The organism is Azospirillum sp. BE72 (assembly GCF_031455875.1).
In the GTDB taxonomy this organism is placed as follows: Bacteria; Pseudomonadota; Alphaproteobacteria; order Azospirillales; family Azospirillaceae; genus Azospirillum.
In genome coordinates this window covers 813,033-839,024 of record NZ_JAVDTO010000002.1, presented here as the reverse complement: position 1 = coordinate 839,024, position 25,992 = coordinate 813,033, and the positions used below count along the sequence as shown (strand labels likewise).

25 protein-coding genes are annotated in these 25,992 nt (G+C 66.8%); 11 read left to right on the top strand and 14 right to left on the bottom strand.

The features are described from left to right. The 3 genes from J2Y49_RS10030 to J2Y49_RS10020 all read left to right on the top strand — a co-directional run bounded on the left by J2Y49_RS10030 (window position 1) and on the right by J2Y49_RS10020 (window position 2,076). Window positions 1-420 (top strand): ArsC/Spx/MgsR family protein, encoded by a 420-nt coding sequence (locus tag J2Y49_RS10030; protein ID WP_310114568.1) that lies wholly within the window; start codon window positions 1-3, stop codon window positions 418-420. Between the two features lie 115 nt (window positions 421-535). Then, entirely contained in the window at window positions 536-1,306 is a 771-nt protein-coding gene (locus tag J2Y49_RS10025) for a class II glutamine amidotransferase (RefSeq protein ID WP_310114566.1), read from the top strand. Window positions 1,307-1,452: 146 nt separating this feature from the next. Beyond that, window positions 1,453-2,076, top strand: coding sequence for an FMN-dependent NADH-azoreductase (locus J2Y49_RS10020; RefSeq protein ID WP_310114564.1), 624 nt, complete (start codon window positions 1,453-1,455; stop codon window positions 2,074-2,076). A 203-nt stretch (window positions 2,077-2,279) separates the two neighbouring features. Here the strand turns inward: J2Y49_RS10020 and J2Y49_RS10015 are convergent, their stop codons facing one another. From J2Y49_RS10015 to dapF, 4 genes are all read right to left on the bottom strand, one after another. After that, entirely contained in the window at window positions 2,280-3,788 is a 1,509-nt protein-coding gene (locus J2Y49_RS10015) for an AMP nucleosidase (RefSeq protein WP_310114562.1), read from the bottom strand. A 98-nt stretch (window positions 3,789-3,886) separates the two neighbouring features. Continuing rightward, entirely contained in the window at window positions 3,887-5,188 is a 1,302-nt protein-coding gene (gene ftsY / locus J2Y49_RS10010; protein WP_310114560.1) for a signal recognition particle-docking protein FtsY, read from the bottom strand. 22 nt (window positions 5,189-5,210) lie between these two features. Then, window positions 5,211-6,482, bottom strand: coding sequence for a tRNA (N(6)-L-threonylcarbamoyladenosine(37)-C(2))-methylthiotransferase MtaB (gene mtaB / locus J2Y49_RS10005; RefSeq protein ID WP_310114559.1), 1,272 nt, complete (start codon window positions 6,480-6,482; stop codon window positions 5,211-5,213). Next, the gene (gene dapF, locus J2Y49_RS10000; RefSeq protein WP_310114558.1) at window positions 6,479-7,315 is read right to left on the bottom strand and encodes a diaminopimelate epimerase; all 837 of its coding nucleotides are present in this window, start codon (window positions 7,313-7,315) and stop codon (window positions 6,479-6,481) included. Before dapF ends, mtaB begins: the two co-directional genes overlap by 4 nt. 117 nt (window positions 7,316-7,432) lie before the next feature. On the opposite strand from dapF, the gene J2Y49_RS09995 reads away from it, so the two are divergent. Continuing rightward, a complete protein-coding gene (locus J2Y49_RS09995; RefSeq protein WP_310114556.1) occupies window positions 7,433-8,035 on the top strand; it encodes a hypothetical protein in 603 nt (200 codons plus the stop codon). Between the two features lie 3 nt (window positions 8,036-8,038). Continuing rightward, window positions 8,039-8,254: a hypothetical protein gene (locus J2Y49_RS09990; protein WP_310114554.1), complete on the top strand. Its 216-nt coding sequence runs from the start codon at window positions 8,039-8,041 to the stop codon at window positions 8,252-8,254. A gap of 13 nt (window positions 8,255-8,267) precedes the next feature. Here J2Y49_RS09990 and J2Y49_RS09985 read toward each other — a convergent pair whose 3' ends face one another. The 3 genes from J2Y49_RS09985 to J2Y49_RS09975 form a co-directional block, all read right to left on the bottom strand. Continuing rightward, window positions 8,268-8,699: a GtrA family protein gene (locus tag J2Y49_RS09985; protein ID WP_310114552.1), complete on the bottom strand. Its 432-nt coding sequence runs from the start codon at window positions 8,697-8,699 to the stop codon at window positions 8,268-8,270. Then, a complete protein-coding gene (locus J2Y49_RS09980; protein WP_310114551.1) occupies window positions 8,696-9,751 on the bottom strand; it encodes a glycosyltransferase family 2 protein in 1,056 nt (351 codons plus the stop codon). Before J2Y49_RS09980 ends, J2Y49_RS09985 begins: the two co-directional genes overlap by 4 nt. 70 nt (window positions 9,752-9,821) lie before the next feature. After that, on the bottom strand, window positions 9,822-11,450 hold the full coding sequence (locus tag J2Y49_RS09975) for a hypothetical protein (RefSeq protein ID WP_310114549.1): 1,629 nt from the start codon (window positions 11,448-11,450) through the stop codon (window positions 9,822-9,824). A gap of 292 nt (window positions 11,451-11,742) precedes the next feature. Between J2Y49_RS09975 and leuD the strand changes: the two genes are divergently transcribed. Together leuD and leuB are read left to right on the top strand one after the other, a co-directional pair. After that, window positions 11,743-12,354, top strand: a complete 612-nt coding sequence (gene leuD, locus J2Y49_RS09970) for a 3-isopropylmalate dehydratase small subunit (protein ID WP_310114547.1) — start codon at window positions 11,743-11,745, stop codon at window positions 12,352-12,354. Window positions 12,355-12,422: 68 nt separating this feature from the next. Continuing rightward, on the top strand, window positions 12,423-13,538 hold the full coding sequence (gene leuB / locus J2Y49_RS09965; RefSeq protein ID WP_310114545.1) for a 3-isopropylmalate dehydrogenase: 1,116 nt from the start codon (window positions 12,423-12,425) through the stop codon (window positions 13,536-13,538). Window positions 13,539-13,618: 80 nt separating this feature from the next. On the opposite strand, the gene J2Y49_RS09960 is transcribed toward leuB, so the two are convergent. Together J2Y49_RS09960 and J2Y49_RS09955 are read right to left on the bottom strand one after the other, a co-directional pair. Further along, window positions 13,619-13,909 (bottom strand): general stress protein, encoded by a 291-nt coding sequence (locus J2Y49_RS09960; RefSeq protein WP_310114543.1) that lies wholly within the window; start codon window positions 13,907-13,909, stop codon window positions 13,619-13,621. 252 nt (window positions 13,910-14,161) lie between these two features. After that, window positions 14,162-15,034 (bottom strand): CoA ester lyase, encoded by an 873-nt coding sequence (locus tag J2Y49_RS09955; protein ID WP_310114542.1) that lies wholly within the window; start codon window positions 15,032-15,034, stop codon window positions 14,162-14,164. 191 nt (window positions 15,035-15,225) lie between these two features. On the opposite strand from J2Y49_RS09955, the gene pdxY reads away from it, so the two are divergent. Beyond that, window positions 15,226-16,086, top strand: coding sequence for a pyridoxal kinase PdxY (pdxY, locus tag J2Y49_RS09950; protein WP_310114539.1), 861 nt, complete (start codon window positions 15,226-15,228; stop codon window positions 16,084-16,086). A gap of 22 nt (window positions 16,087-16,108) precedes the next feature. Here the strand turns inward: pdxY and J2Y49_RS09945 are convergent, their stop codons facing one another. Beyond that, a complete protein-coding gene (locus J2Y49_RS09945) occupies window positions 16,109-18,373 on the bottom strand; it encodes an ATP-binding protein (RefSeq protein WP_310114537.1) in 2,265 nt (754 codons plus the stop codon). A gap of 233 nt (window positions 18,374-18,606) precedes the next feature. On the opposite strand from J2Y49_RS09945, the gene zapE reads away from it, so the two are divergent. The 3 genes from zapE (at window position 18,607) to J2Y49_RS09930 (ending at window position 21,658) form a co-directional block, all read left to right on the top strand. Beyond that, the gene (zapE, locus tag J2Y49_RS09940; RefSeq protein ID WP_310114536.1) at window positions 18,607-19,779 is read left to right on the top strand and encodes a cell division protein ZapE; all 1,173 of its coding nucleotides are present in this window, start codon (window positions 18,607-18,609) and stop codon (window positions 19,777-19,779) included. A 682-nt stretch (window positions 19,780-20,461) separates the two neighbouring features. Beyond that, a complete protein-coding gene (locus tag J2Y49_RS09935; RefSeq protein ID WP_310114534.1) occupies window positions 20,462-20,728 on the top strand; it encodes a hypothetical protein in 267 nt (88 codons plus the stop codon). A 27-nt stretch (window positions 20,729-20,755) separates the two neighbouring features. After that, window positions 20,756-21,658 (top strand): transposase, encoded by a 903-nt coding sequence (locus tag J2Y49_RS09930; protein WP_310114532.1) that lies wholly within the window; start codon window positions 20,756-20,758, stop codon window positions 21,656-21,658. Window positions 21,659-21,729: 71 nt separating this feature from the next. Here J2Y49_RS09930 and lipA read toward each other — a convergent pair whose 3' ends face one another. The 4 genes from lipA to J2Y49_RS09910 all read right to left on the bottom strand — a co-directional run bounded on the left by lipA (window position 21,730) and on the right by J2Y49_RS09910 (window position 25,839). Next, a complete protein-coding gene (lipA, locus tag J2Y49_RS09925) occupies window positions 21,730-22,650 on the bottom strand; it encodes a lipoyl synthase (protein WP_310114530.1) in 921 nt (306 codons plus the stop codon). Then, window positions 22,650-23,765: a 2,3-butanediol dehydrogenase gene (locus J2Y49_RS09920; RefSeq protein ID WP_310114529.1), complete on the bottom strand. Its 1,116-nt coding sequence runs from the start codon at window positions 23,763-23,765 to the stop codon at window positions 22,650-22,652. Before J2Y49_RS09920 ends, lipA begins: the two co-directional genes overlap by 1 nt. Before the next feature lie 47 nt (window positions 23,766-23,812). Continuing rightward, on the bottom strand, window positions 23,813-24,598 hold the full coding sequence (locus tag J2Y49_RS09915; protein ID WP_310114528.1) for a glucose 1-dehydrogenase: 786 nt from the start codon (window positions 24,596-24,598) through the stop codon (window positions 23,813-23,815). Between the two features lie 116 nt (window positions 24,599-24,714). After that, the gene (locus J2Y49_RS09910; protein ID WP_310114526.1) at window positions 24,715-25,839 is read right to left on the bottom strand and encodes an acetoin dehydrogenase dihydrolipoyllysine-residue acetyltransferase subunit; all 1,125 of its coding nucleotides are present in this window, start codon (window positions 25,837-25,839) and stop codon (window positions 24,715-24,717) included. Window positions 25,840-25,992 lie beyond the last annotated feature (153 nt).

The window sequence follows — 25,992 nt, the reverse complement described above, 5'->3', positions numbered from 1 at the left end:
ATGGCCGATGTGATCTTCTTCGAAAAGCCCGGCTGCGGCGGCAATGCCCGTCAAAAGGCCCTGCTGGAGCAGGCCGGTCACCGCGTGCTCGCCCGCGACCTGCTGGGCGAGCCCTGGACGGCGGAGACGCTCCGTCCCTTCTTCGGCGACCGCCCGGTGGCGGATTGGTTGAACCGCGCCGCCCCCGCGGTGAAGTCCGGCGAGGTGGTGCCGGAGGCGATGGACGAGGAGTCGGCGCTGGCCGCGATGGTCGAATGCCCGCTGCTGATCCGCCGCCCGCTGATGCAGGTCGGCGACCGCCGCGACTGCGGGTTCGAGACCGACCGGGTGGATGCCTGGATCGGGCTGGGCGGCGTAGCGGCAGCGGAGAAGATTGAGGGGTGTCTGCGACCGGACATGCCGCCCTGTCCGAGACCGTGAGGCGCCAAACCCTGACGTGCATAGACGCACGCGCCATGTCAACGCGTGACCTTGCAACGCGCCTGTCGTAGCTTGTCGCCCCCAAGGGCGACGACCAGCGGCAGACGAGGACATCATGTGCGAACTCCTGGGCATGAGCGCCAACGTGCCCACGGACATCTGCTTCAGCTTCGCCGGCCTGATGCGCCGCGGCGGACAGACCGGGCCGCACCGCGACGGCTGGGGCATCGCCTTTTACGAGGGGAAGGGCTGCCGCACCTTCCATGATCCGGCACCCAGCAGCGAATCCGAGATCGCCCGGCTGGTCAGCCAGTATTCGATCAAGTCCTGCACGGTGATCTCGCACATCCGCCGCGCCAACCGCGGCCGGGTGTCGCTGGAGAACACCCATCCCTTCACCCGCGAACTGTGGGGCCGGGTGTGGACCTTCGCCCACAACGGCCAGTTGAAGGGCATCAAGGACCGTGTGTTGACCTTCTACGAGCCGGTCGGCAGCACCGACAGCGAGCACGCCTTCTGCTGGCTGCTCGACCAGATCCGCATGCAGTATCCGGAGCCGCCGAAGACCACCACCGGGCTGATGAAGCTGATCCGCCATCTGGCCGCCGATCTGGGGACGCTGGGCGTGTTCAACATGCTGCTCAGCGACGGGCGCTACCTGTGGTGCCATTGCGCCACCAATCTCGCCTGGCTGACCCGCAAGGCTCCTTTCGGTGCCGCCACCCTGGTGGATGCCGACATGAGCGTCGATTTCTCCAAGGAGACGACGCCCAACGACGTCGTCACCGTCATCGCCACCCGCCCGCTGACCAGGGACGAGGCCTGGACGGTGATGCAGCCGGGGCAGATGGCGGTCTTCCGCGGCGGGGCGCTGGTGACGCGCTGACCCGGTCCACCTGCGCCGATTGTTGCTTGTCCAGAGACGATCTTTCGCGCACAGACCGGCTTAACCACTGGAAAACAAAGGAGCATCTTGGGTCTCAGAACCCGGCCGGACATGACGGCCGCAACAAACAAGAGGCTCCTTCCGCCATGACCACGATCCTGCATGTCGACTCCAGCCCGCTCGGCACCGCGTCCGTCACCCGCCAGCTGACCGCCTCCATCGTCGAGGCCCTGGTGAAGGCCGAGCCGGCGGCCACCGTCCTCACCCGCGATGTTGCAGCCAATCCGCCGGCCCATCTGGACGGCGAACTGCTCCAGGTCGTCAAGCTCGGCGTCGTGGAGGGTCTGAGCCCGCGCCAGAGCGAAGAACTGGCCTTGACCAACGCCCTGCTCGACGAGTTCCTGGCTGCCGACGTCGTCGTGATCGGCGCGCCGATGTACAACTTCTCCATTCCGACCCAGCTGAAGGCCTGGATCGACCGCCTCGCCCAAGCCGGCCGCACCTTCCGCTACACCGAGAAGGGTCCCGAGGGTCTGGCCGGCGGCAAGCGCGTGATCGTGGCGTCGGGGCGCGGCGGCGTCTATTCGACCAACCCGGCGCTGGCTGGCCTCGACCACCAGGAAGCCTATTTGCGCACGGTGTTCGGCTTCTTCGGCATCACCGACGTGACCTTCATCCGCGCCGAGGGCATCGGCATGGGTCCGGACGCCAAGGACAAGGCGCTGGCCGGCGCCGCGAAGGAGATCGAGGGGTTGTTGGTCGCGGCTTGAGCGGTCGCCGATTACCCCCACCCTAACCCTCCCCCGCTGGGCGGGGGAGGGGACAAGTGCTTGACTGGCAGAGCAGCGGCAGTCCCTCCCCCGCCCAGCTCTCGCACAAAGCTATGCTTTGTGCTGACGCGACAGGCGGACCGTAGGTCCGCTGAAAGCGGGGGAGGATAGGAGGGGGTCTAACGCCGCACCCGCAGCACCCCCTACTGGAACGCCACCTCCGCCAGACTGCGCAGCTTGCGGGAGTGCAGTGTCTCCATCCCGTGCTCGCGCAGCAGCTCCATCGCCAGCACGCCGATCTTCAGATGCTGGTCGACCCGCTCGCGGTAGAAGCGGTCGGCCATGCCCGGCAGTTTCAACTGCCCGTGCATCGGTTTGTCCGACACGCACAGCAACGTCCCGTATGGCACGCGGAAGCGGAAGCCGTTGGCGGCGATCGTCGCGCTTTCCATGTCCAGCGCGATGGCGCGGCTCTGGCTGAATCGCATCAACGGTTCGCGGTGGTCGCGCAGTTCCCAGTTGCGGTTGTCGATGGTCGCCACCGTGCCGGTGCGCATGATGCTCTTCAGGTCGAAGCCGGACAGCCCTGTCACCCGCTCCACCGCCGTCTCCAGCGCGCGCTGAACCTCGGCCAAAGCCGGCACCGGCACCCACAGCGGCAAATCGGCGTCCAGCACATGGTCCTCGCGGACATAGCCGTGGGCCAGCACATAATCGCCCAGCCGCTGGGTGTGGCGCAGACCGGCGCAGTGGCCCAGCATCAGCCACGCATGCGGGCGCAGCACCGCGATGTGGTCGGTGATCGTCTTGGCATTGGACGGACCGACGCCGATGTTGACCAGGGTGATGCCGTTGCCGTCCGGCCGTTTCAGGTGATAGGCCGGCATCTGCGGCATGCGCGTCAGCCTGGCCGAAGCCGCATCCGCGGTGCCGCCCAGGTTCCGGTTGGTGGTGACGATGTCGCCCGGCTCGACGAAGCTGTCATATTGGCAGCGGTACGCCGCCAGTTCGGCATCGCCGGTCGGCTCCATGATCTCGCGCGACAGCCGGATGAACTCGTCCACATAGAACTGGTAATTGGTGAACAGGACGAAGTTCTGGAAATGCTCCGGCGCGGTCGCGGTGTAGTGGCGCAGGCGGTGCAGCGAGAAATCCACCCGCGGGGCCGTGAACAGCGCCAGCGGCTTCACCGCGTCCGCGCCGCCGTCGCAGGTGCCGTTGACGATGGTGTCGTCCATCCGCGCCAGATCGGGCAGGTCGAACAGGTCCGGCAGCTTGGTCAGCCGGTCGGGCGGCAGATCGCCTTCCACATACATGCCGTTCGGAAAGGCGAAATGGATCGGGATCGCCTCCTCGCTGACACCGACCTCCAGCGGGACGTCGTGGTTGCGCAGCAGAAGCGTGAACTGTTCCAGCAGATAACGCTCGAACAGATCGGGCCGCGTCACCGTGGTGGAATGGACCCCGACCCCCTCGACGAAGCCGTAGGACAGCCGGGTGTCGACCGCGGCCCCCGATACGGCGGTCATCCGCACATAGGGGTAATAGGCCCGGTTCCGCCCGCCTTCCTCTTCGCCCTGTGTATAGGCGGCGAAGCGGTCGCGCAGGAAGGCGGTGTTGCGATCGTAGATGTCGCGCACGCAGGCCAGCGCGGCTTTGGCATCGGTGAAGCGCCCGGCCGACCCGGGCTGGAGCGGGGCTTTATCAGTCATGTCATCAAAGATGGGGTACGAACGACCGGGTGGGAAGGCCGAATTTCGGCCAATCCCCAGCACTTATCCCTTCGGAGATGACGAACCGCCCCTACCGGTCAGTCGGCGTTCAGCCCCATCAGCGACTTGGCGAAGGCATCCGCATCGAACGGGCGCAGGTCGTAGACGCCCTCGCCGACGCCGATGGCGTGGACCGGGATCTTGAACTTCTCCGCCAGCGAGACCAGCACGCCGCCGCGGGCGGAGCCGTCCAGCTTGGTCAGGATCAGGCCGTTGACGTTGACCATGTCGCGGAAGATTTCCACTTGGCTGTGCGCGTTCTGGCCGGTGGTGGCGTCCAGAGTCAGCAGGGTGGTGTGCGGTGCCGTCTCGTCCAGCTTCTTGATGACACGGACGATCTTGCGCAGCTCCTCCATCAGGCCGGTCTTGTTCTGCAGCCGGCCGGCGGTGTCGATCAGCAGCACGTCGACCTTCTCGGCCTTCGCCCGCTCCAGCGCATCATAGGCAAGCCCGGCGGCGTCCGCCCCGGTGTCACGCGCGACGACCGGACAGCCGGTGCGCTCGCCCCAGATCTTCAACTGGCTGACCGCGGCAGCGCGGAAGGTGTCGCCGGCGGCCAGCATCACGCTCTTGCCCTCCGCCTTGAACTGGCGGGCGAGCTTGCCGATGGTCGTGGTCTTGCCGGTGCCGTTGACGCCGACGACCAGGATGACATGCGGCTTCAGCGCCGGGTCCAGCACCAACGGCTTGGCGACGGGGGTGACGATTTTCGACACCTCGGCGGCCAGGGTCGACTTGACCTCCTCCGGCGAGACCTCCTTGCCGAAGCGGGTGCGTGCCAGCTCCGCCGTCACCTTCGCCGCGGTGGCCGGGCCTAGGTCGGCGGTGATCAGCAGCTCTTCCAGTTCCTCCAGCGCCTCGTCGTCCAGCTTGCGCTTGGTGAAGATGCTGGTGATGCCGTCGGTCAGCTTGGACGAGGACTTCGACAGCCCCTCTTTCAGCTTGGCGAACCAGCCCTTCTTGGTCGGCGGCGCTTCTTCGGCAGCCGGGGCGACGGGTGAGGGGGCCGGAGCCGGCGGCAGTTCCGGAACGGGCTCCGGCTCCGGCATCGGAGCAGGAGCCGCCGGGGCAGGAGCGGGCGGAGGCTCTACGGGTGCGGCAGCGGGGGGAGGGGTGACCGGAGTCGGCGCGATGGGAGCCGGCGGCGCGGGCGCCAGTTCCGGCACCGGCTCGACCTCCGGCTTCGGCGCAGGCGGGGCGGCCGGCGGTTCGGGCGCTTTTTCCGGTTCGGGTTCCGGCGCGGGGGTGGCGGACTCCAGCGTGACCGACTCGTCCTTCGCCGCCTCGTCCTTGGGCGCGGTCTCTTCGGGCTTCTTGCGGCCGAACCAGCGGAAAATCATGGAGTGTCCACTATGAGAGGGGTCAGAGCGGGGTGCCGGTCAGCACGCCGTCCTTGATGCCGGTGATGGCGGCGGGCACCAGCGAACCGGGCGGGAAGGGCCGGCCCAGGCGGACTGCGGCGAAATGTTCCGTGCGGCCCAAATCGTCCTTCTCCACCAGCACCGTAGCGGTGCGGCCGACGAGGCTCGCCAGGGTGCGGGCCTCCGCCGCTTGGCCGACGGCGCGCAGCCGGGCGGCGCGCTCCTTCCGGACGGCGCCGTCGACCTGGGGCATGCGGGCGGCCGGCGTGCCGGGGCGCGGGCTGTAGGGGAAGACATGCAGCCAGGTCAGGCCGCACTCCTCCACCAGCCGCATGGTGTTCTGGAACATCTCCTCGGTCTCCGTCGGGAAACCGGCGATGAAATCGGCGCCGAACACCACGTCGGGACGGATCGAGCGCACCCGCTGGCAGAAGGCGATGGAGTCGGCGCGGCCATGGCGGCGCTTCATCCGCTTCAGCACCATGTCGTCACCGGCCTGCAGCGACAGGTGGAGATGCGGCATCAGGCGCGGCTCGTTTTCGATCAGGCGCCAGAGGTCGTCGTCCATTTCGATGCAGTCGATGGAGGACAGGCGCAGCCGTGGCAGCTCCGGCACCAGGGCCAGCAGCCGGCGCACCATCTGCCCCAGCGACGGCGATCCCGGCAGGTCGGGGCCGTAGCTGGTGATGTCGACGCCGGACAGCACCACCTCGTTGTAGCCGGCCTTCACCAGCGCCTGGACCTGTTCGACGATGCCGCCGATGGGGACGGAACGCGAGGGACCGCGGCCATAGGGGATGATGCAGAAGGTACAGCGGTGGTCGCAGCCCTGCTGGACCTGCACGAAGGCGCGGGCACGGTCCTCGAAGCCGCCGATCAGGTGGCCGGCGGTCTCCTTCACCGACATGATGTCGTTGACCAGAACCTTCTCGGCCGGCGGCAGGCCCCAGCTTTCCGGCTGCAGCTTTTCCTGGTTGCCCAGGACCTGATCGACTTCGGGCATCGCGGCGAAGCGCTGCGGGTCGATCTGGGCGGCGCAGCCGGTGACGACGATGCGGGCGTCCGGCCGCTCGCGCCGCAGCTTGCGGATGGTCTGCCGCGCCTGCCGTTCGGCTTCCGACGTCACGGCGCAGGTGTTGACGATCACCACGTCGTCCAGCCCGGCGCTGCGCACATGGTTGCGCATCACCTCGGACTCGTAGGTGTTCAGGCGGCAGCCGAAGGTGACGATCTCGGGGCCGGCCTGCGTCGTGTTATCGGTCGTATCGCTCATACGGAAACCAGTTCAGCCGACAGCCGGCCGCTGAACGCCAGCGCCACCGGGCCGGTCATCAGGACGCGGTCGCCCTCGGTCCACTCGATGGTCAGGGTGCCGCCGTCCAGCAGGATGTCGGCCTTGCGTCCGGTCAGGCCGCGGCGGGCCGCCGCAACCAGCGTGGCGCAGGCGCCGGTACCGCAGGCCTGGGTGATGCCGGCGCCGCGCTCCCACACCCGCATGCGGATGGCGGTGGGCGACAGGACCTGCGCGAACTCGATGTTGGACCGCTCCGGGAAGGTCGGATGGTTCTCGAACACCGGGCCGACCTTGTCCAGCGGCACCGCTTCGGCATCGTCGACGAAGAAGACCGCGTGCGGGTTGCCCATGTTGACCGCGACCGGGCCCGAGAAGCCGCCATGCTCCACCGATTCGACCCGCAGCGTGTCGGTGGGGGCGGCCAGCGGGATGGCGCTCCAGTCCAGCCGGGGCGGACCCATGTCCACGGTGATACGCCCGTTGTCGGCGCGGGAGGCGTGGAGCAGACCGGCGGCGGTCTGGAAGCTGGCGCGGTCGTGCCCGCTCTCCTCCATCAGCAGCCAGCCGACGCAGCGCGACGCGTTGCCGCAGGCCGCGGCCTCGCTGCCGTCGGCGTTGTGGATGCGCATGAAGGCGTCGGCGCCGGGCGCCTCGGTGCGTTCCAGAATGATGAACTGGTCGCAGCCCACGCCGGTCTTGCGGTCGGCGATGGCGCGCACCTCCGCGCCTGAGGGGCGGTAGGGTTCGGAACGGGCGTCGATCACGACGAAGTCGTTGCCGAGGCCGTGCATCTTCAGGAATTCGCGGGTCATGGCCGCCGTTATATGGCGAGCCGCTGGGATAAGTCCATAAGGCGCCGCGTTGACCGGTCAGGCATGCGCGGGTAGAAGGTCCCGGCGGATCCATCGAAAGGGGTAGGCGCTGCCGTCATGCTTCACATTGCGCTTCTCAACAAAATGGATCGCGTGTCGCGCGGACAGGTCGTTTCCAACGGCATAGTGGATGGGTGCGAGTATCTGAAAGCATATGATTTGCGAAGCGGCTGGATTCACAATGGCGGCAGCCGATCCCCCCGCATCGTGGCGATACCGGGCGACTTGGAAGGACTGCTTCGCGACCCGTTCGCGGAGCTTTACATCCACCATAACCATCCGGACGGCGTCAGCTTCAGTCGGGGAGATCTGGCTTTGGCTCTCGATGTCGGCAACCGTGCGCGCGGCAAGCTGTTCGCGCATGGGCATGACGGTTCGACCTACGGTGTTGCGCTCGCCAACAGGGAATCGATAGAAGCCCTGCATCGCCGGGCATCCGACAGCGTGGAGCGGACACTGCGCTCCCTGGTGTTCGATTCCCAGGTGCCGATGCAGGTGGCGAAAAATCACTTCGCACATGTCATTTGCCAGGCCTTGGATGTGGCCGGCGTCATACATTACGAGTTCGCCGTGTCGAAAACGCGGATTGACGAATGGCAGCGATACGCCAACTATCTTGAAGAGGCCGTAACGGCCGCCGCCGACGCAGTTGGAAGGTGAACCATGCCTCGGTATCTGATCGAAGAACCCACCCCCTTCGCCGATGCGGAGGAATGGTTGAGTTTCCGTGACGCGCTTGCGCGTCTGCCTTCGGAAGATCCCGATGTGGCAGCGGCACTCAGGCATGCCGACGAGGTGCTTGCCACGATGGGCTTCAGCCGGAGCGCCAATTCGACTTGGCAGTCAGGGTATTCGGGTTTGACCCAACTGGTCGGGTGAAGCCCGCCCACGGTCACGCCCCCTTGAACACCAGATGCTTCGACGCCGCGAAGTTGAAGAACATGCCGGCGATCGAACCGGCGGCCACCGCCAGGAACGGGTGGTCGGCGACCATCTGCACGCTCGATTCCAACCCGACCGACACGCCGTAATTCACCACGCCGCCGATGGCGTTGGCGGCGATGAACTTGGCCCACTGGCGGTGAAGCGGCTCGGCCACCGCACCGCGGAAGGTGAAGGCGCGGTTCAGCGCCCAGGTCGCCGTCGCCGCGGCGAAGAAGGACGGAATGCGGGCGGCGAAGAACTCCAGCCCCAGCGCCAGCCCGCCATAGAGCACGGCGGTGTCCACCAGCAGCCCGATGACGCCGACCACGCCGAATTTGGCGAACTGCACCCCCAGCCGGCCGAGCCGGCTGTTCAGTAGTGTGTCGACCGGTCCGCTCACCGGCGGCCGTCCCCGCGGTCACCGGCCAGCTGCGGGTGGTTGCCCGGTGCGCGCAGCGACAGGTAATGCATGCGCTTGGCCTCGCGGCGGCCATGGGTGACGGTGTCCAGGATCAGGCCGCAGGTCAGGCTGAGGAAGGCCATCAGCATCAGCCCGGTCGCCAGCACCGCGGTGGGGAAGCGCGGAACCAGTCCGGTCTCGAAATAGGTCACGATCACCGGAATGCCGAGGATCACCGACAACAGCGCCAGCACGCCGAACAGCCCGGAGAAGAAGGGCAGCGGCCGCTCCTCCTTCACCAGCATGATGATGGCGCGCAGGATGCGGATGCCGTCGCGGATGGTGTTCAGCTTGCTGTGCGACCCGGGCGGCCGGTCCTTGTAGGGAGTCTTCACTTCGGCGATCGGCATGCGCAGCTCCAGCGCATGGACGGTCAGCTCCGTTTCGGTCTCGAAACCGCTGGCCAGCGCCGGGAAGGACTTCACGAAGCGGCGGGAGAACACCCGGTAGCCCGACAGCATGTCGCCGATGCGGCTGCCGAAGATCTTGGCGACCATGCCGGTCAGCACGAGGTTGCCGAACCGGTGGCCGGGGCGGTAGGCGGCGACGATCTCGGTCACCCGCGCGCCGTTGACCATGTCCAGCTGCTCGTCCCACAGGCGCTTGACCAGCTGCGGCGCGCTGGCCGCGTGATAGGTGTCGTCGCCGTCGACCAGCACATACACGTCCGCCTCGACATCGGCGAACATGCGGCGCATGACGTTGCCCTTGCCCTGCAGCGGCTCGTGCCGGACCACCGCCCCCGCCGCACGCGCGACCTCGACCGTCCGGTCCTTGGAGTTGTTGTCGTAGACGTAGACCGTCGCCTCCGGCAAGGCGGCGCGGAAGTCCTGCACCACCTTGCCGATCGCCGCCTCTTCGTTATAGCAGGGGATCAGCACCGCGATGGTCGGCGCCGGGGCGGCGCCCGCGTTGGCCTGCGGCGTTCCCGAAGCGTCGGTGCCGGTGCAGCCGGCGGAGGAAGCGGCGCGGTCGATGGTCGATACGGTCATGGCGCTGGCTTTATGGCTCGAAAAGGACGGACGGGGCGGTTACCCGCGATAAACAGCACAAACCCGGCGATTATTCCACTGTCTCCCGATTTCCGGTCGTCCTGTCCACGGCGCAGAGGTTCAGGGTCTCGCCCAGATTGTTGGGAACCGTCCTGCAGCGCTGCGGGTCCAGCCGCAGGCCGAGCAGTCCGGCGGCCTTCGCCGCCCCGGCCGTGTCGGGGATCGTGCTCAGCATCAGGAAGGGGCCGCGATGCGCCGCCACCTTGTCTTTCAGGATGGCGAGATAGCCGTTGCCGACCGAATCCGGCTGCAGGAAGTTGGACTGGATGCGCACGAAGGTGACGCGGGGCGGGAAGGAGGGGATGACGTGCGAGATGGCCCAATATCCCGCCATCAGCACCATGGTGTCGTCCGGATTCTCGATGGGCGGCACTTCCGCCGTCACCCAGTTGTCGGCCCAAGCAACGCGGCCCCAGTCGGCGGGCTGCACCGTCAGCTGAACCAGCGCCAGCAGGGCCGCCGCCAACCCGATGCGCAGGCGGCGCGGCAGAGGCAGCAGGCCGACCGCCATCACCAGCCCCAGCGGCGCCAGCATCTCCAGCGGCACCAGATAGCGGTAGATGCAGAACATCACCACCCACAGCACGTAGGTGACGCTCAGCGCGGTCAGCAGGAAGCGTGTTGCCGGCCTTTCGGTCAGCCACTCGTTGCGCCGATGCAACGACCATCCGATCAACGCGCTGACGGCTCCCGCCGGCACCAGGACGAACAGCGCCAGAACCCGCAGGTCGAAGAACGGCACCTCGCCCACCGTCAGGGGGGAGACTGTGAAGACGAAGGGGAAGAACAGTCGCGGCCACAGGCCGGGCGGGAAGAAGCTGACGTTGACGTAATCGGATATCGCGGCGAAGGGCGACTTGAAGATGTGGTTCATGTGCGGGAAGACCGGGTTCCCGTAATCGTGCCACAGATGGGCCATCCACACTCCGCCGCCCAGCGCCAGTCCGACAAGCACCCCGATGCCGAAGAAGAAGGCCAGCCACAGCCGACGCCATGGCCGGGCGGGCAGGGCCAGGAAGCCCAGGCACAGCCCGACCGCATAGATCACCGTCGGGTTCTTCAGCCCCATCGCCACCCCGGCCAGCAGCCCGGCCGCCGCCACCCGTGCGAAGCTCGGCAGCGGCCGTCCATCCAGGATGCCGGGCAGGCTGCCGGTGATGACGGCCAGCGCACCCAGCACGCCCAAGCTGACCACGTTGTCCTGGAAGGTGGTCCCGATCAGCCCCAGCGCGCCGCCGCCCAGCCCGCCCATCACCGCAAGCGCCATGGCGATCAGGCTTCGTTGCATAGCCGGACCGTTCCGGAAGCAGAACGATGCCACCAGATAAAGCAGCGACAGGTTGATCCCCTGCAGCGCTCCCCATACGAACCCCGCCGCCCGCGCCGGCAGGTGGGTTGCCAGCCAATAGAAGGGCACGTCCAGGAAAGGGCTGTAGAAGGTCGGCATCTGCGCCGGCAGCAGGTCGCGTCCGATCCGCCCGGTCAGCAGAGCATAGGCGTTGTACCAATGGTAGTTCCGCAGGTCCCAGTTGGCGTCCATGCCGAAGGTCAGCGTCAGCAGCCCGTAGGCGACCGGGGCCAGCAGCAGGAAGGCACGGCCGATCAGGCGGGCGCGGCGGTCGTCGTCAATGGTCGGCATTGGATCGGGCGGCCTGGCAGTTGAGCGCTACTGTGGTAGGGGGCAGCCGCGCCGTCCGCAAGGGAAAGCCCGTTGCGGCGCTGCGTTTCGGCCTCCGGAATCAGCCCTGACCGGGACGATCCGAGCGCGTTCGAGCAACAAAGATGCGCGCCGGTGCATTCGCGCATGCCTGTTCGCTCGTTGCGTGCCGGGAAAAGGGCAAGCTTCCTCTGGCAATGGCTTGTTCGGTCTGCTATTCACCACGCTCTGCATGCGCACGCTTGCGCCTTCTTGCGCGACAGGATTTCTGGCGATGGAAAAGTTCACGGTTCTCACCGGCGTTGCGGCGCCGCTGCCGATGATCAACGTCGATACCGACATGATCATCCCGAAGCAGTTCCTGAAGACCATCAAGCGGACGGGGCTGGGCAAGCATCTGTTCGACGAGATGCGTTACACTCCGGACGGGCAGGAGATCCCGGACTTCGTCCTGAACAAGGCGGCCTACCGCAAGGCCAGCATCCTGGTTTCCGGCGACAATTTCGGCTGCGGCTCCTCTCGCGAGCATGCGCCGTGGGCGCTGGCCGATTTCGGCATCCGCTGCATCATCGCCCCCAGCTTCGCCGACATCTTCTACAACAACTGTTTCAAGAACGGCATCCTGCCGATCAAGTTGCCGAAGGAGCAGGTCGACCTGCTGCTCGACGACGCGTCGCGCGGGTCGAACGCCGTCATCACGGTCGACCTTGAGAAGCAGACCATCACCGGCCCGGACGGCGGCACCATCTCCTTCGAGCTGGATCCGTTCCGCAAGCACTGCCTGCTGAACGGCCTGGACGACATCGGCCTGACGCTGCAGCAGTCGGCCCATATCGACGGGTACGAGGGCAAGCAGCGCGCCGGCCAGCCGTGGATGTGGGGCTGACGCCCCCGTCCTCCCCCGATCTCCACCATCTGTCTTCTTGACGTCTGATATTTGGGAGTGCGCCCGCCATGGCCGCCAATAAGAAGCTTCTGTTCCTCCCCGGTGACGGCATCGGCCCCGAGGTGATGCGCCAGGTTCGCCGGGTCATCGATTGGATGGACCGCAAGCGCAAGATCACCTTCGACGTGTCCGAAGGGCTGGTCGGCGGCGCGGCCATCGAAGCCCACGGCGTTCCGCTGTCCGACGCCACGCTGGCCGAGGCGCTGGCGGTGGACGCGGTGATGCTGGGCGCCGTCGGCGGCCCGAAGTGGGACAACCCCAGCGACTACACCAAGCGCCCGGAAGCCGGCCTGCTGACCCTGCGCAAGGAACTGGGCCTATTCGCCAACCTGCGCCCGGCCGTGGTGTTCGACGCGCTGGTGGACGCCTCGACCCTGAAGCCGGATGTCATCCGCGGCCTGGACATCCTGATCGTCCGCGAGCTGACCGGCGGCGTCTATTTCGGTGAGCCGCGCGGCATCACCGACATCGGCAACGGCGAGCGCCGCGGCGTCAACACCCAGGTCTACACCACGTCGGAGATCCGCCGCGTCGCCCGCGTCGCGTTCGAGCTGGCCCGCAAGCGCGGCAACAAGCTCTGCTCGATGGAAAAGGCGAACGTCATGGAATCCGGCCTGCTGTGGCGCCAGGAAGTGACCAAGCTGCACCAGGAAGAGTTCCAGGACGTCGAGCTGAGCCACATGTACGCCGACAACGGCGCCATGCAGCTGCTGAAGAACCCGAAGCAGTTCGACGTGATCGTCACCGACAACCTGTTCGGCGACATCCTGTCGGACGAGGCGGCGATGATGACCGGTTCGCTCGGCATGCTGCCGTCGGCCTCGCTGGGCGCCCCGGATGCCAACGGCAACCGCAAGGCACTGTACGAGCCGGTGCACGGCTCCGCCCCGGACATCGCCGGCCGCGATCTGGCCAACCCCTGCGCGACGCTGCTGTCCTTCGCGATGTGCCTGCGCTACTCGTTCAACCTGGACGAGGACGCCAAGCTGATCGAGCGGGCCATCCAGAACGTGCTGGGTGGCGGCATGCGCACGGCCGACATCATGGCCCCGGGCATGGCGCGCTGCTCCACCACCGTCATGGGCGACTCGATTCTGCGCGAACTGGACAAGGTGGCGTCCTGATCGGTCCGCCGACCTGCGGTCAAGAAAAAGCCCCCGTCCGCAAGGACGGGGGCTTTTTCGTCTGCACGGATCGCGGCGTTTCAATCGCCCCCGGCAGGACGGTCGGCCGACCGTCCGCCATGGCTCGCCTGTCCGCCCTTGCGGCCGGCTTCCGCCGCCAGCGAGGGGTTCTTGGAAAAGCTGCGCGAGGAAGCGGGCACGCTACGCCCACCCTTGCGCCCGGCTTCCGCGGCGAGTTCCGGGTTCTTGGAAAAGCTGCGTTTGTCGGCCGGCACGCTTTCGCCACCCTTGCTGGCAATTTTGCGTTGCCGATCAGGGTCCATCGACGCGAAACCGCGGCCCGACGTACGATTGCTCTCTTTCGAGGCCATAACCAACCTCCGACTGTGCCTTGCTGATTCGACAACCGGACAGCCGTGGGTTGGTTCCAAATAACGAACAATTTCTGCAACCGGAATTGTCGGTAGTGTCAGCAATGCGGCGGGCGCGGGATGCCCCCACCCCGACCCTCCCCCGCTGGGCGGAGGAGGGGGGTAGGAGCTTTGTCGGCGTTCAGCGGCAGTCCCTCCCCCGCCCAGCGGGGGAGGTTAGGTGGGGGGCAAAAGTCAGTGGGGGGCGAGTACTCACCCCATCATCCCGATCGCCTCGGCCAGCGCCACCAGCCGGCGGGCGTTCTCGACATGCAGGTTCTCCACCAGCTTGCCGTCGACCAGCACCACGCCCTTGCCGGCGGCTGCGGCCTCCGCATGGGCGGCGATGATGCGGTGTGCCTGGGCGATCTCGTCGGCATCGGGGGCGAAGGCGGCATTGCAGGCCGCGATCGTCTTGGGGTGGATCAGAGTCTTGCCGTCGAATCCCAGCTCGCGCCCCTGTCGGCAGGAGGCGGCAAAGCCCTCGTCGTCGTTCAGGTCCAGATGCACGCCGTCCAGCACCGCCAGCCCATAGGCGCGCGCCGCCAGCAGGCAGAGCCCCAGACTGGTGATCATCGGCAGCCGCTGTGCCGTATGGGCGGCGTGCAGATCCTTGGCGAGGTCCGATGTGCCGAGCACCAGCGCACCGACGGTGGGGGAGGCTCCGGCGATCTCCTTGACGTTCAGGATTCCGAGCGGCGTCTCCATCATGCACCAGATCGTCTGGCCGGCCGGCGCCCCGGCGGTGCGCAGCACCGCTTCGGCCTGCCGCACCGCGTCGGCGCTCTCCACTTTCGGCAGCAGCACCGCGTCGGCGCCGCTGGCGGCCGCCATGCGCAGGTCGTCATAGCCCCAGGGGGTGTTCAGCCCATTGACGCGGACGACCAGCTCCCGCGCGCCATAGCCCCCGGCGGCAAGCGCCTGGGCGATTGTGTCGCGCGCCGCGGCCTTGGCATCGGGTGCGACTGCATCCTCCAGGTCGAGGATCAGCCCATCGGCGGGCAGGCTGCGCCCCTTCTCCAAGGCGCGGGCGTTCGAGCCCGGCATGTAGAGCACGCTGCGGCGGGGGCGGACGGTCGTGGCCATGGCGATTTCCCGGTACTGCGGATGGTTCGAGAAGGCAGCTTTAGCCGCGCGTCCCCGCCCTGTCCATGGGCCAAGCCGCCACAGAAGACGGCCGGCAGGGGCATATGCATGGCAGCCATGCCGCAGTCTCCCGGCATCGCCATGGAGTCGGCGGCTTTACGCCCGGCGGACCGTCGCTTACGCTTCATCCCATGAAGACCGTCCTCACCATCCAATCGCACGTCGCCTATGGCTATGTCGGCAACCGGGCCGCGGTGTTCCCGCTGCAGCGGCTGGGGATCGACGCCACGGCGGTGAACACCGTCCAGTTCTCCAACCATACCGGCTACGGCGCCTGGACCGGGCAGGTCTTCACGGCGGAGCACATCGCCGACATCGTCGACGGCATCGCCGCCCGCGGCGTGCTGCCGGCGCAGGATGCGGTGCTGTCCGGCTATATGGGCGCCGTCGAACTGGGGCAGGTGATCGTGGAGACCGCGGCGCGGGTGAAGGCGGCCAATCCCAAGGCGGTCTATTGCTGCGACCCGGTGATGGGCGATGTCGGCCGCGGCTTCTTCGTGCGGCCGGGTCTGCCGGAATTCATCCGCGACCATGCGGTTCCCGCCGCCGATCTGATGACGCCCAACCAGTTCGAGCTGGAGTATCTGACCGACCGCAAGGTCGCGACGCTGGACGACGCGCTGGCAGCGACCGCGGCGTTGCGCGCCCGCGGGCCGCGGCTGGTGCTGGTCACCAGCCTGACCCGCAGCGACGCCGATCCCGACAGCATCGAAATGCTGGTCGACGGCGCCGACGGCGCCTGGCTGGTGGCGACGCCGCGCCTGACTTTCGATCCGTCGCCCAACGGGTCGGGCGACGCGGTGGCGGCGCTGTTCCTCGCCCATTACCTGACGGCCTTCGATCCCGCCGATGCGCTGGAGAAGGCGGCGGCGGCGATCTTCGCCATCTTCGAGACGACCAAGCGTCTGGGCACGCGCGAGCTTCAACTGATCGCCGCCCAGGATGATTTCGTCGATCCGCCCCGCCGCTTCGCCGCCACCCGCCTGCGCTGAAGCCCGGCGCTTTGTCGGGCCATCAGGCCGCCCCGACGGCTTGGCCGGCCACCTTGGCCGGATGATCCGCGACGCGCGAAGGCGGCAGCCTGATCGTCATGGTGGTGCCGCTGCCGGGCACGCTGTCGCAGGTCAGCGTGCCGCCATGCAGGTCGATGAAGTTCTTCGAGATCGACAGGCCCAGCCCCGTCCCCTCGTAACGGCGGTTGGCCGCGTTGTCGGCCTGACGGAAGGGCTGGAACAGGTCGGCCATGAATTCGGGCGGGATGCCGATGCCGGTATCGGCCACTGACAGCCGGAACCCGCCGTCCTCATTCCCTTCCTGGTCCAAGCCGGCGGTGATGGTGACGCTGCCGCCGCCGGGCGTGAACTTCACCGCGTTGGACAGCAGGTTCAGGATCACCTGCTTGAAGGCGCGCTGATCGACCCAGAGCGTGGCGACGGCACCCGTCACGAGGTTGTTCAGCACCACGCCACCGGAGGCCGCGCGGTCGCGCACCATCATCAGGCAATGGGCCACCGCCTCGTGGACCTCGACCGGTTCCTCGCACAGTTCGAATTGGCCCGATTCCAGTTTCGACATGTCCAGCACGGCATTGACGATGTCCAGCAGGTGCCGGCCGCTGTCGTGGATGTCGGTGATGCAGGATTTCTGCCGCTCGTTGACGGTGCCGAAGAACTCGCTGTCCAGCACTTCGGCGAAGCCGATGATGGCGTTCAGGGGCGTGCGAAGTTCGTGGCTCATGTTGGCCAGGAACTCGCTCTTGGCGCGGTTCGCCAGTTCCGCCTGGGTCTTGGAGGCGATCACCTCCGCCTCCTGCTGTTTGCGGCGGGTCATGTCGCGGATGACGCCGACATAGATGCGCGGCTCCTCCGGGCTTAGCGCCGGACTTGAGCCCGGGCGCCGGGCGCCGACGGCGGCGGGGTAGGGCGCCGCGGAACAGGGACCGGCGCCCAGCCGCAGGTCGCTGACGGTGAAGCCCACCGGAAAGGCGCGGCCATCGCGGCGCAGGGCGGTCAGGTCGCGGTCGTTGGCGCCGCCGCGGGCATCGGGGATCAGCGCCTCGATCGGCTGTCCGATCATCTCCCGCTCCGGCACGCCGAACATGACCTCGGCGGACCGGTTGAAGGTGACGATGCGCCCCGCCGTGTCGAAGGTCACCACCGCGTCCAGCATGGAATCGAGGATGCCGCGGATGCGGCGGGAAGCGCGGGCGAGCCGTGCCTGATCCTCTTCCCGGCGGGCATGCTGGCGGACGACGAAGGCGGTCAGCAGGGCGATGGCGATGGTCATCACCGTGCCGATGGCGGTCCACGCCGCGGTGTCGCGCTGCCAGTCGGCCAGAGCCGCCCGAACCGGCAGGGTCGCCACGATGACGAACGGATAGCCCTGCACCCGCCGTACGCTGATCAGGCTGTCGACTGCACCGCCGCCGGATATGGCCGCCGCCGAGGATGCAGCCGCTGGCCCCGTCATGGGGGTGCTGCCGCGGATGGTGGCCTCGTCCTGGGCCGCCAGGGCGCGCTGCACCGCCGGCCAGTCCGCCAGCCGGGTCAGGCCGATGCGGTCCTGCGGCCGTTCCAGCAGAACCGTCCCGTCCTCCAGCGCCAGGATCACGCTGCCCTTGCGGTCGATGCGCTGCGATTCCAGAGTCGCCGCCAGCCGTGTCGGATCGACCAGCGCCACCAGCACTCCACGAAAGCGGCCGTTCTCGTCGGCCCAGCGCCGGCTCAATGGGATGACGCGGGTGCCGGGCCTCACCCGGCTGACGATGGGCCCGCCCACCAGAAGGCCTGGGCTGGCGCGGTCGCGCGCATGGGTGAAATAGGTGCGGTCGGACAGCGGGAAGGGCGGCAGCGGCGCGTCGGCGGAATGGTGCAGGGCAAAGCCGTCGGCGCCGACCACCACGAGATCGGCCAGTTCGCCGAAGGAATCGCGGCGCTGGCGCAGATGGTCGTGAATGGCGGCGCTGCCGCGCCGTCCGCCGTCCGGATGAGTATCGAGCGCAAAGGCCTGATCGCGCAGAAGCTGGTCCACCGAAAAGGCGGTGCGCAGTGTTTGGGCCTCCAGCATGCGGGCGAGGTCGCGGGTCGCGCGCTCGCCCGCATCCAGCGCTTCCCTCCGGCTCTGGAGGATGCCGTAGCCGATCAGCGCATTCACCACCAGGATGAAGGCGAGTCCGGAGGCGGTCATCAGGAAGCGCACCGACCCCAGACGGCCACGCAATGCCCGCACCAGACCGGCGTTGGAACGAATGGTCGGGATGGCGGACCCGGAGGCGGGCATTGCTGCGGCGGTTTCCTGTCTGGCGGGCGGCTAGATTGCGCCGGAACATTGATTGGACGAACATCCTAAAGAAAGTGTAATCGCCCGGAAACAAAGGCCGCCGCACTGCGCCCAGATGCCGCGCCACCCTGCCATTCCCGCCGCTGCTCCCGCCCGTGCCGGACGGCGGTTGCCGGGAGCGGTTCCATCCGTTAGGTAAGGGGCATCTTGGCAGCCGGATCGCGCATATCCCCATGACCGACGGACCGCTTTCGCTCTACCGCGCCCGCCGCGGCAGCGGCACTCTTCGCCCCGATCCCGACCAGGAGCTGGCGGCGGAGAAGTTCCAAAGCCTGTATCAGGCGCTGAAGGGCTACCAGCCGCAGCCCGCCGGCGACGACAAGCCTGCCGGGGGAGGGTGGTTGGAACGCTTCGGACTTGGCCGCCGCCGCGCCGCTCCGCCGCCGCCCGACATCGCCTCCACCGCGCCGCAGGGGCTCTACATCTACGGCAGCGTCGGGCGCGGCAAGTCGATGCTGATGGACTTGTTCTTCGAGACGGCTCCGGTCGACAAGAAGCGGCGCGTCCACTTCCACGAATTCATGCTGGAGATCCACCAGCGCATCCATGACCACCGCCAGTCCGGCAAGGGAAAAGGCGACGGCCCGGACGAGGCGCTGCCCGAACTGGCCCGCGCGCTGGCCGACGAGGCGTGGCTGCTCTGTTTCGACGAGTTCCACGTCACCAACATCGTCGATGCGATGATCCTGGGCCGGCTGTTCACCAACTTGTTCGACCTGGGCGTGGTGGTGGTGGCGACCTCCAACTGGCCGCCCGACATGCTGTACAAGGACGGGCTCCAGCGCGAGCTGTTCCTGCCCTTCATCGCGCTTCTGAAGGAAAAGCTGGACATCCTGTCGCTGGACGGCCCGACCGATTACCGGCTGGACCGTCTGAAGGGCGTGCCGATCTACCACCACCCGCTGGGGCCGGCATCGGACGCCGCCCTTGCCAAGGCCTTTTCCGACCTGACCGGCGGTGCGGCGGGCGAGCCCTGCAGCCTGACGGTGCAGGGCCGCCGGGTCGAAATCGACCGCGCCGCCAAAAGCGTGGCCTGGGTCGATTTCTGGAACCTGTGCGGCAAGCCGCTGGGGGCGGCCGACTATCTGGCCATCGCCACCCATTTCCACACGGTCCTGATCGACCATGTTCCGACCATGAAGGACGAGCTGCGTAACGAGGCCAAGCGGTTCATGACGCTGATCGATGCGCTTTACGAGCACAAGGTCAACCTCGTCATCGCCGCCGAAGGCCCGCCCGAGCGGCTTTATCCAGAAGGCACCCACGCCTTCGAGTTCGAACGCACGGTCAGCCGGCTGATGGAGATGCAGAGCGAGGACTACCTGCAAAGGCAGCATTTGACTTGATTAATTTCTGAGCGCCCTCCGTTCGGTTTCGTAGGTGTCTTTCCTGCCGGTTTTGGCGTGCAGAATAGCTTCGCATCCGCCAGCAGATGCTCCACGCTCCGGCGCCACCCGCTTGCTCTCTCCTTGCGCGGTCCTTGTCTGGGCCCACTCCGGCGGTCGCCTGCAGCCAGCCTATGCGCCATCACCGGCAGAATTGCCCGATGGAACAGGGGGGAAGAATATGTTCGTGATCCCGCCGAACAGGAGAATGCCGATGACCCTGAGGTCTGTCTGGTTCGACAAGACACATCTCGTGGCCGCAGGCTTGGACGACTCCAGCGGAAACGGCAGTTTTATGACCATGTAGCAAGACGTCAGGAAAGAAGGAGGCTGTCGAGCGTCGTGCATTAGCGCTGTATCGGCTCTGTCCTCCGCTCGAAGCTGATTGCCCTTGCGGCCGAATGGTTCGCCTGCCGACACTGTTTTGGCGAGACAATCTGTTTTGAGATACACCCTGGAAGTCGTACGATTTCCATCGTGCCAGCCTAAAGGCTGTATGTGGCGTTTGCATCTGGCTTTTTTTGGGAACGATGGGAAATGAATTATTAATGAATGGGTAGGTAAAGCTAAATCTTCCAAGGAAAATGATAACATATTCTAAAGTTTCAAGTTTGAGACGCAAAAAATTGCAAACGAATCAGCGATGAAAGCGTTTGAAAAGCACATTTCCGGCTGTTCTGATAAAAAAAATTATGCGTTCCTTTTTGATTATTTCTGCAGAAAGTATGGGTTAGCAAAAATTTCCGGCAAAGCTGTGGATCATGGAAAATTCGGTTCGCGCTTGTCTACTGTTATAAAATGGTTTATTGTAAAATATACTTTGCTTTCGACGTGTGTGCATGATCCTGATTTCGAAAGCCGATTGCAGTATCTTAGAGCGACTTGCTCTGTCGAAAGCCTCGCAGACTGACGGTGTGATGCCTATCTGTCAGGTATCATGGGAAATCATCTGCTGTGCTTTGCGCGGCTGGCCCATGCTGTGGCGCGCCGCGCGCTCCCCGTACTTCTGAGCAAATACGCCCGCCCTGCCTATCGGCCTTCCAGCCTGTTTGCCGCTCTGCTCGTGAAGGAGCATCTCCGCCTGAACTATCGCGGCTTGGAGGACCTCTTGCGGATCTCAGGTCAACTTCGCCGCCTGTTCGGCTTCCTGAGCGTTCCCGACCACTCCACATTCTGGTGGTTCGCCCGCCGTTGGCTCAGTGCCGAACTGGTGGCGTCGGCTTTGGCGGAGACCGTGCGCCGGGTCAAGCGCGATGGCCAGCGGTGCCAGGTTGCCCTGGACAGCACGGGGCTCTGGCTCAGCCATACCTCACGGTATTTCGAGTGGCGGGCCAAACGCGAGCGTGGCCAGCGTGGATGGCTGAAGTGGGCGTTGGCGATGTGGGTGGGCCCGCAGATGCTCTTGGCGCAACGGGTTCGTCCAGGACCAGCGGGCGATTTCCCCGATCTGGTCCCGCTGGCGACTGACGCCTCTGCGGTGATGGCCTTCGACGAGGTGATCGCGGATGCCGGATACGACAGCGAGGCCAATCATCGCTTCTGCCGCGAGACATTGGGCGTCCACTCCCTCATCCCAGCGAAGAAGCGGCGCTCGACCAAGGTCATCGCAACCACCCCATACCGGCAGGAGATGCACCGACTGCTCAATGACCCAGGGGATGCAGCCAGCAAGCGTGCTTACCGGCAGCGTTGGAAGGTCGAAACCGTCATGTCCGTCGCGAAGCGGAGGTGGGGCGAGGCTCTATCCGCCCGCACAGACCTCACGCAACGGTATCAGGCGCTGCTCAGAGGCGTCGTCTACAACGTCAACCGCCTTGTTCTCCTTGGTACTTCCGCCTGAGGCTTTCGACAGAGCAAGGTGCTCTTAGTCCGTGGTGAAAGCAGGCATCTGGCATTACAACTCCTGTCCGTTCAAACCTTCGTCGCCGCCCGCCGCCGCAACTCCTCGAAGTCGCGGCCGGCGTGGTGGGAGGAGCGGGTCAGCGGGGTTGCCGACACCATCAGGAAGCCCTTCGCCCGCGCCACAATGCCGTAGCGCTCGAACTCCTCCGGTGTGACGTGGCGGGCAACCGGGTGGTGGTTGGGGGTGGGGCGGAGATACTGGCCGATGGTCAGGAAATCCACCCCCGCCGCCCGCAGGTCGTCCATCACCTGCAACACCTCCGCCGGTTCCTCGCCAAGCCCGACCATGATGCCGGACTTGGTGAAAATGGACGGGTCGCGCTCCTTCACCCGCTCCAGCAGGCGCAGCGAGCCGTAATAGCGCGCCCCCGGCCGCACGTCGGCATAGAGCCGCGGCACGGTTTCCAGATTGTGGTTGTAGACGTCGGGCCGGGCGTCCGCCACGGTCTCCACCGCTCCCGCCTTGTTGCGGAAATCGGGGGTCAGCACCTCCACCGTCGTGGTGGGGGAAATGTCGCGCAGGCGGCGGATGCAGCGGGCGAAATGCGCGGCGCCGCCGTCCGGCAGGTCGTCGCGGTCGACCGAGGTGATGACGACATGGGCGAGGCCAAGCTCGCCCACCGCTTCGGCCAGCCGATCAGGCTCGTGGGGATCGAGCGCGTCCGGCCGGCCGGTGGCGACGTTGCAGAAGGCGCAGGCCCGCGTGCACACGCTGCCCAGGATCATCACCGTGGCGTGCCGCTTGCTCCAGCATTCGCCGATGTTGGGGCAGGCGGCCTCCTCGCAGACCGTGTTCAGGCCATGGCGGCGGACCAGTGACTGCGTGTCCTCGAACGCCGTACCGCCGGGCGCGCGGGCGCGGAGCCAAGTCGGCTTCTCGGCCCGGTGCTCCGGGCGGGCGGGTTTCATGTGCATCGCGGGCAGGGCCATCAGTGGACAAGCTCCGGCTGTTCGGCAGCGGCAGGGACAGTCTGCGGCTGCACGATGATCTTCACGTTGCGGTCCTTGTGGGCGACCAGCTCCTCGAAGCCGCCGCTGACGATGTCGTTCAAGGTGATGCGGCCGGTGATCAGCGGCTGCACGTCGATGCGGCCATCGGCGATGAAGCGGATGACGTCGGCGAACTCGCCATTGTAGGCCAGCGAGCCGATGACCTGCTTCTCGGTGGCGACGATCTCGAAGAAGTTGAAGGAGCTGGGTTCCTCGAAGATGCCGACCAGCACGGTCTTGCCGGCCTTGCGGATCATGTCGATGGCGAGCTTGGCCGTGTCGCGGTGGCCGATGCATTCGAACGACACGTCGGCGCCGTAACCGCCGGTCAGCGCCTTGACCTCCGCCACCGCATCGCAGTCCTTGGGATCGAGCACGACGGTCGCGCCGACCTCCAGCGCCTTGACCTTGCGGGCGGCGGACATCTCCAGGACGATGATCCGTCCCGCGCCCGCCGCTTTCGCGCACATGATGGTGCAGAGACCGATGGTGCCGGCGCCGACCACCACCACGGTTTCGCCGACGATGCTGCCGGCCTTCTTCACCGCATGCATGCCGACCGCCAGCGGTTCGATCAGGGCGCCGGCCTCGGTCGGGAAGCCGTCGGGCAGCTTGTAGAGCAATTCGGCCGGGACGTTGACCAGACTGGCGAAGGCGCCGTTGTTCATCAGGCCGGTGAAGGCCAGCTTCTCGCAGATGTTGTACATGCCGTGCTTGCAGTACCAGCACTCGCCGCAATGCTGGCAGGCGTCGGCCGCCACCCGGTCGCCGACAGCGAAGCCGGTGACGCCCTCGCCCAGCGTCGCGATCTCGCCGCTGAACTCGTGGCCAAGGATGCACTGGCCCTTCAGGCCGGTCAGCGGGTGGGGCGTGTCGACGGGGATGAAGACAGGGCCGGCGACATATTCATGCAGGTCCGACCCGCAGATGCCGCACCAATGCACCTTGATCTGCACCCAGCCGGCGGGCGGGGCGCCCGGCAGCGGCACGTCTTCGACCCGGATGTCCTTGCGGCCATGCCAGACGGCGGCCTTCATCGTGGTCATCGCATTCATGGGATGTGTCCTCCGATTTTATCGTTATGGGCGCGCGTCGATGGAGGTCAGGCGAAGACCATCCCGCCATCGACCAGCAGCGACTGGCCGGTCATGAAGTCGCTGTCCGACGAGGCGAGGAAGCGCGCCACGCCGACCAGGTCTTCCGCGCGCGACGGCCGGCCCAGCACGGCGCCGGCGGCGAACATGTCGAAGGCCTCGTTTTCCGACTTGGTGATGCCGGTATCGCGGAAGCCCTGGTCGATGATCTTCCACATCTCGGTCGCCACCACGCCGGGGCAGATGGCGTTGGCGGTGATGCCGTCCTTGCCGAAGCCGCGGGCGGCGGCCTGGGTCAGGGCCACGACGGCGAATTTGCTGGCGGAGTAGTGGGCCAGCGGTTCATAGCCCTGCTTGCCGGCGATGGAGGCGGTGTTGACGATCTTGCCGCCGCCACCCTGAGCGCGGAACGTCTTGATCGCTTCCTGCATGCCGATCAGCACGCCCAGCGCGTTGACGTCGTTGACCGTGTGCCAGTCGTCCTCGGTGATGTCGAGGAAAGGCTTGGTCTGGGCGATGCCGGCATTGTTGAAGATGACGTCCAGCCGGCCATGGGCCTTCACCGTTTCGTCGATCATGCGGCGGACGGCGGCGCGGTCGCGGACATCGACGGTGACGGCGATTGCCGCGCCGCCGGCCGCACGGATAGCCTCGGCCACCTGTTGCGCGTCGGCCTCGGTGCGGTCGGCGATGGTCAACTTGGCGCCGTCGGCGGCGAGCGCCTTGGCGATGGTGGCGCCGATGCCGCGGCCGGCGCCGGTGACGATGATGCTCTTGTCCTTGAGATCAGGCATGAGCTGTCTCCTGCCGGCGCGCTGGCGGACAGCCTGCGCGCCGGTGGCGAGGGGTTCGGGAGCTAGAAAACGGAGTGGACGGGAGCGGCCGGCGTCGTTCTTTGAGTTTGGCCGCCTCAGCCCGCTTTCGCGATGTGGTCCTTCAGCAGCGCGTTCACTTTGCCGGCCGCCTCCATCTGCACCATGTGGCCGGCGCCGGGGATCACGGCGACCTGTGCCGTGTTCGCCAGAGCTCGGGCGTGGTCGGCGGGGATGACGCGGTCCTCCTCGCCCCACACGATAAGCGTGGGCGTCCTGGCGTCCGCGATCCCGGCGGCGAGCACGCTGGCCTGCCGGCCGTCGGCGAACAGCGACGCCGACAGCGCCCGCAGCGCCTCGTCCACCCCGTCCAGCCGCTTGTACTTCAAGAGGTCGTCAACCATCTGGCGGCTGACAAGGCCGCGGTCGGCGAACAGCGTCGCCAGAACCGGTTTCAGGTCGCGGCGGGATGTCGCACCGACGAAGCCCTGGATGTAGCCGTGGTCGATCTGCTCGCCCAGCCCGGCCGACGCGATCAGCGACAGCGACGCCACCCGGCCCGGAGCGTCGAGCGCGGTGCGCATCGACACCGCACCGCCCATCGAATGGCCGATGAAATGGGCGCGCTCGACCCCTACGCTATCGAGGAAGCCCAGCACTGCCTTCGACAGGCCGGACAGGCTGGGGTCGGCGATCTGCTTGGTTGACTGGCCGTGGCCGGGCAGGTCGAGCGCATAGACGGTGGCCTTTTCCGCCAGCGCGTCGATGGTGAACAGCCAGTTGTCGAGATCGCCGCCGAAGCCGTGGACCAGCAGGACCGTTGGCCCGCTTTCGCCGCGCTTGGCGTAGCGGATGGTGCCGGCCGGGGTCTCGGCGCTGTGGTACTGCGGGCCGGCATCCGCCTCGCCGTCGTCCTCACTGGCGGGGACGGCATAGGCGCTTATGTAGGCGTCGATGTCGTCGTCCGGCACGTCGGGTTCGGCCAGCACGGCGATCAGCGCCTTGACCGGATAGACGGTGCCGGGTTCGCCCAGCACCCGGCGCAGCACGCCGGTCTCTCCCGCCTCGACCACGTTGGTGATCTTGTCGGTCTCGACCTCCAGCAGCTCATCGCCGATGGAGATGGTGGACCCCGGCCGCTTCAGCCAGCCGGTGACCTTGCCCTCCGACATGGACAGGCCCCATTTCGGCATGACGATGGGCTTGATGCGCTCGTTCAACATGGACCTCAGTCTCCTGGGAGTGCTTTTTTGATTGAGGGCGTCACTTGCCCCCACCCCGACCCTCCCCCGCTGGGCGGGGGAGGGGGATTGGCGCTTGTTCGGGAGGGGGGCGGAGTTCCCTCCCCCGCCCAGCGGGGGAGGGTTAGGGTGGGG

What these genes read in the sequence shown, in the direction of transcription:
- J2Y49_RS09975 (WP_310114549.1), bottom strand. Translation starts at nt 11,450, where the DNA reads ATGCCGACCATTGACGACGACCGCCGCGCCCGCCTGATCGGCCGTGCC.
- J2Y49_RS09935 (WP_310114534.1), top strand. Translation starts at nt 20,462, where the DNA reads ATGAAAGCGTTTGAAAAGCACATTTCCGGCTGTTCTGATAAAAAAAAT.
- J2Y49_RS09960 (WP_310114543.1), bottom strand. Translation starts at nt 13,909, where the DNA reads ATGGCCTCGAAAGAGAGCAATCGTACGTCGGGCCGCGGTTTCGCGTCG.
- J2Y49_RS10020 (WP_310114564.1), top strand. Translation starts at nt 1,453, where the DNA reads ATGACCACGATCCTGCATGTCGACTCCAGCCCGCTCGGCACCGCGTCC.
- J2Y49_RS09980 (WP_310114551.1), bottom strand. Translation starts at nt 9,751, where the DNA reads ATGACCGTATCGACCATCGACCGCGCCGCTTCCTCCGCCGGCTGCACC.
- dapF (WP_310114558.1), bottom strand. Translation starts at nt 7,315, where the DNA reads ATGACCCGCGAATTCCTGAAGATGCACGGCCTCGGCAACGACTTCGTC.
- J2Y49_RS10015 (WP_310114562.1), bottom strand. Translation starts at nt 3,788, where the DNA reads ATGACTGATAAAGCCCCGCTCCAGCCCGGGTCGGCCGGGCGCTTCACC.
- J2Y49_RS09920 (WP_310114529.1), bottom strand. Translation starts at nt 23,765, where the DNA reads ATGAATGCGATGACCACGATGAAGGCCGCCGTCTGGCATGGCCGCAAG.
- J2Y49_RS09945 (WP_310114537.1), bottom strand. Translation starts at nt 18,373, where the DNA reads ATGCCCGCCTCCGGGTCCGCCATCCCGACCATTCGTTCCAACGCCGGT.
- mtaB (WP_310114559.1), bottom strand. Translation starts at nt 6,482, where the DNA reads ATGAGCGATACGACCGATAACACGACGCAGGCCGGCCCCGAGATCGTC.
- zapE (WP_310114536.1), top strand. Translation starts at nt 18,607, where the DNA reads ATGACCGACGGACCGCTTTCGCTCTACCGCGCCCGCCGCGGCAGCGGC.
- J2Y49_RS09910 (WP_310114526.1), bottom strand. Translation starts at nt 25,839, where the DNA reads ATGTTGAACGAGCGCATCAAGCCCATCGTCATGCCGAAATGGGGCCTG.
- J2Y49_RS10030 (WP_310114568.1), top strand. Translation starts at nt 1, where the DNA reads ATGGCCGATGTGATCTTCTTCGAAAAGCCCGGCTGCGGCGGCAATGCC.
- J2Y49_RS09955 (WP_310114542.1), bottom strand. Translation starts at nt 15,034, where the DNA reads ATGGCCACGACCGTCCGCCCCCGCCGCAGCGTGCTCTACATGCCGGGC.
- lipA (WP_310114530.1), bottom strand. Translation starts at nt 22,650, where the DNA reads ATGGCCCTGCCCGCGATGCACATGAAACCCGCCCGCCCGGAGCACCGG.
- leuD (WP_310114547.1), top strand. Translation starts at nt 11,743, where the DNA reads ATGGAAAAGTTCACGGTTCTCACCGGCGTTGCGGCGCCGCTGCCGATG.
- J2Y49_RS10025 (WP_310114566.1), top strand. Translation starts at nt 536, where the DNA reads ATGTGCGAACTCCTGGGCATGAGCGCCAACGTGCCCACGGACATCTGC.
- ftsY (WP_310114560.1), bottom strand. Translation starts at nt 5,188, where the DNA reads ATGATTTTCCGCTGGTTCGGCCGCAAGAAGCCCGAAGAGACCGCGCCC.
- pdxY (WP_310114539.1), top strand. Translation starts at nt 15,226, where the DNA reads ATGAAGACCGTCCTCACCATCCAATCGCACGTCGCCTATGGCTATGTC.
- J2Y49_RS09915 (WP_310114528.1), bottom strand. Translation starts at nt 24,598, where the DNA reads ATGCCTGATCTCAAGGACAAGAGCATCATCGTCACCGGCGCCGGCCGC.
- J2Y49_RS09990 (WP_310114554.1), top strand. Translation starts at nt 8,039, where the DNA reads ATGCCTCGGTATCTGATCGAAGAACCCACCCCCTTCGCCGATGCGGAG.
- J2Y49_RS09930 (WP_310114532.1), top strand. Translation starts at nt 20,756, where the DNA reads ATGGGAAATCATCTGCTGTGCTTTGCGCGGCTGGCCCATGCTGTGGCG.
- leuB (WP_310114545.1), top strand. Translation starts at nt 12,423, where the DNA reads ATGGCCGCCAATAAGAAGCTTCTGTTCCTCCCCGGTGACGGCATCGGC.
- J2Y49_RS09995 (WP_310114556.1), top strand. Translation starts at nt 7,433, where the DNA reads ATGCTTCACATTGCGCTTCTCAACAAAATGGATCGCGTGTCGCGCGGA.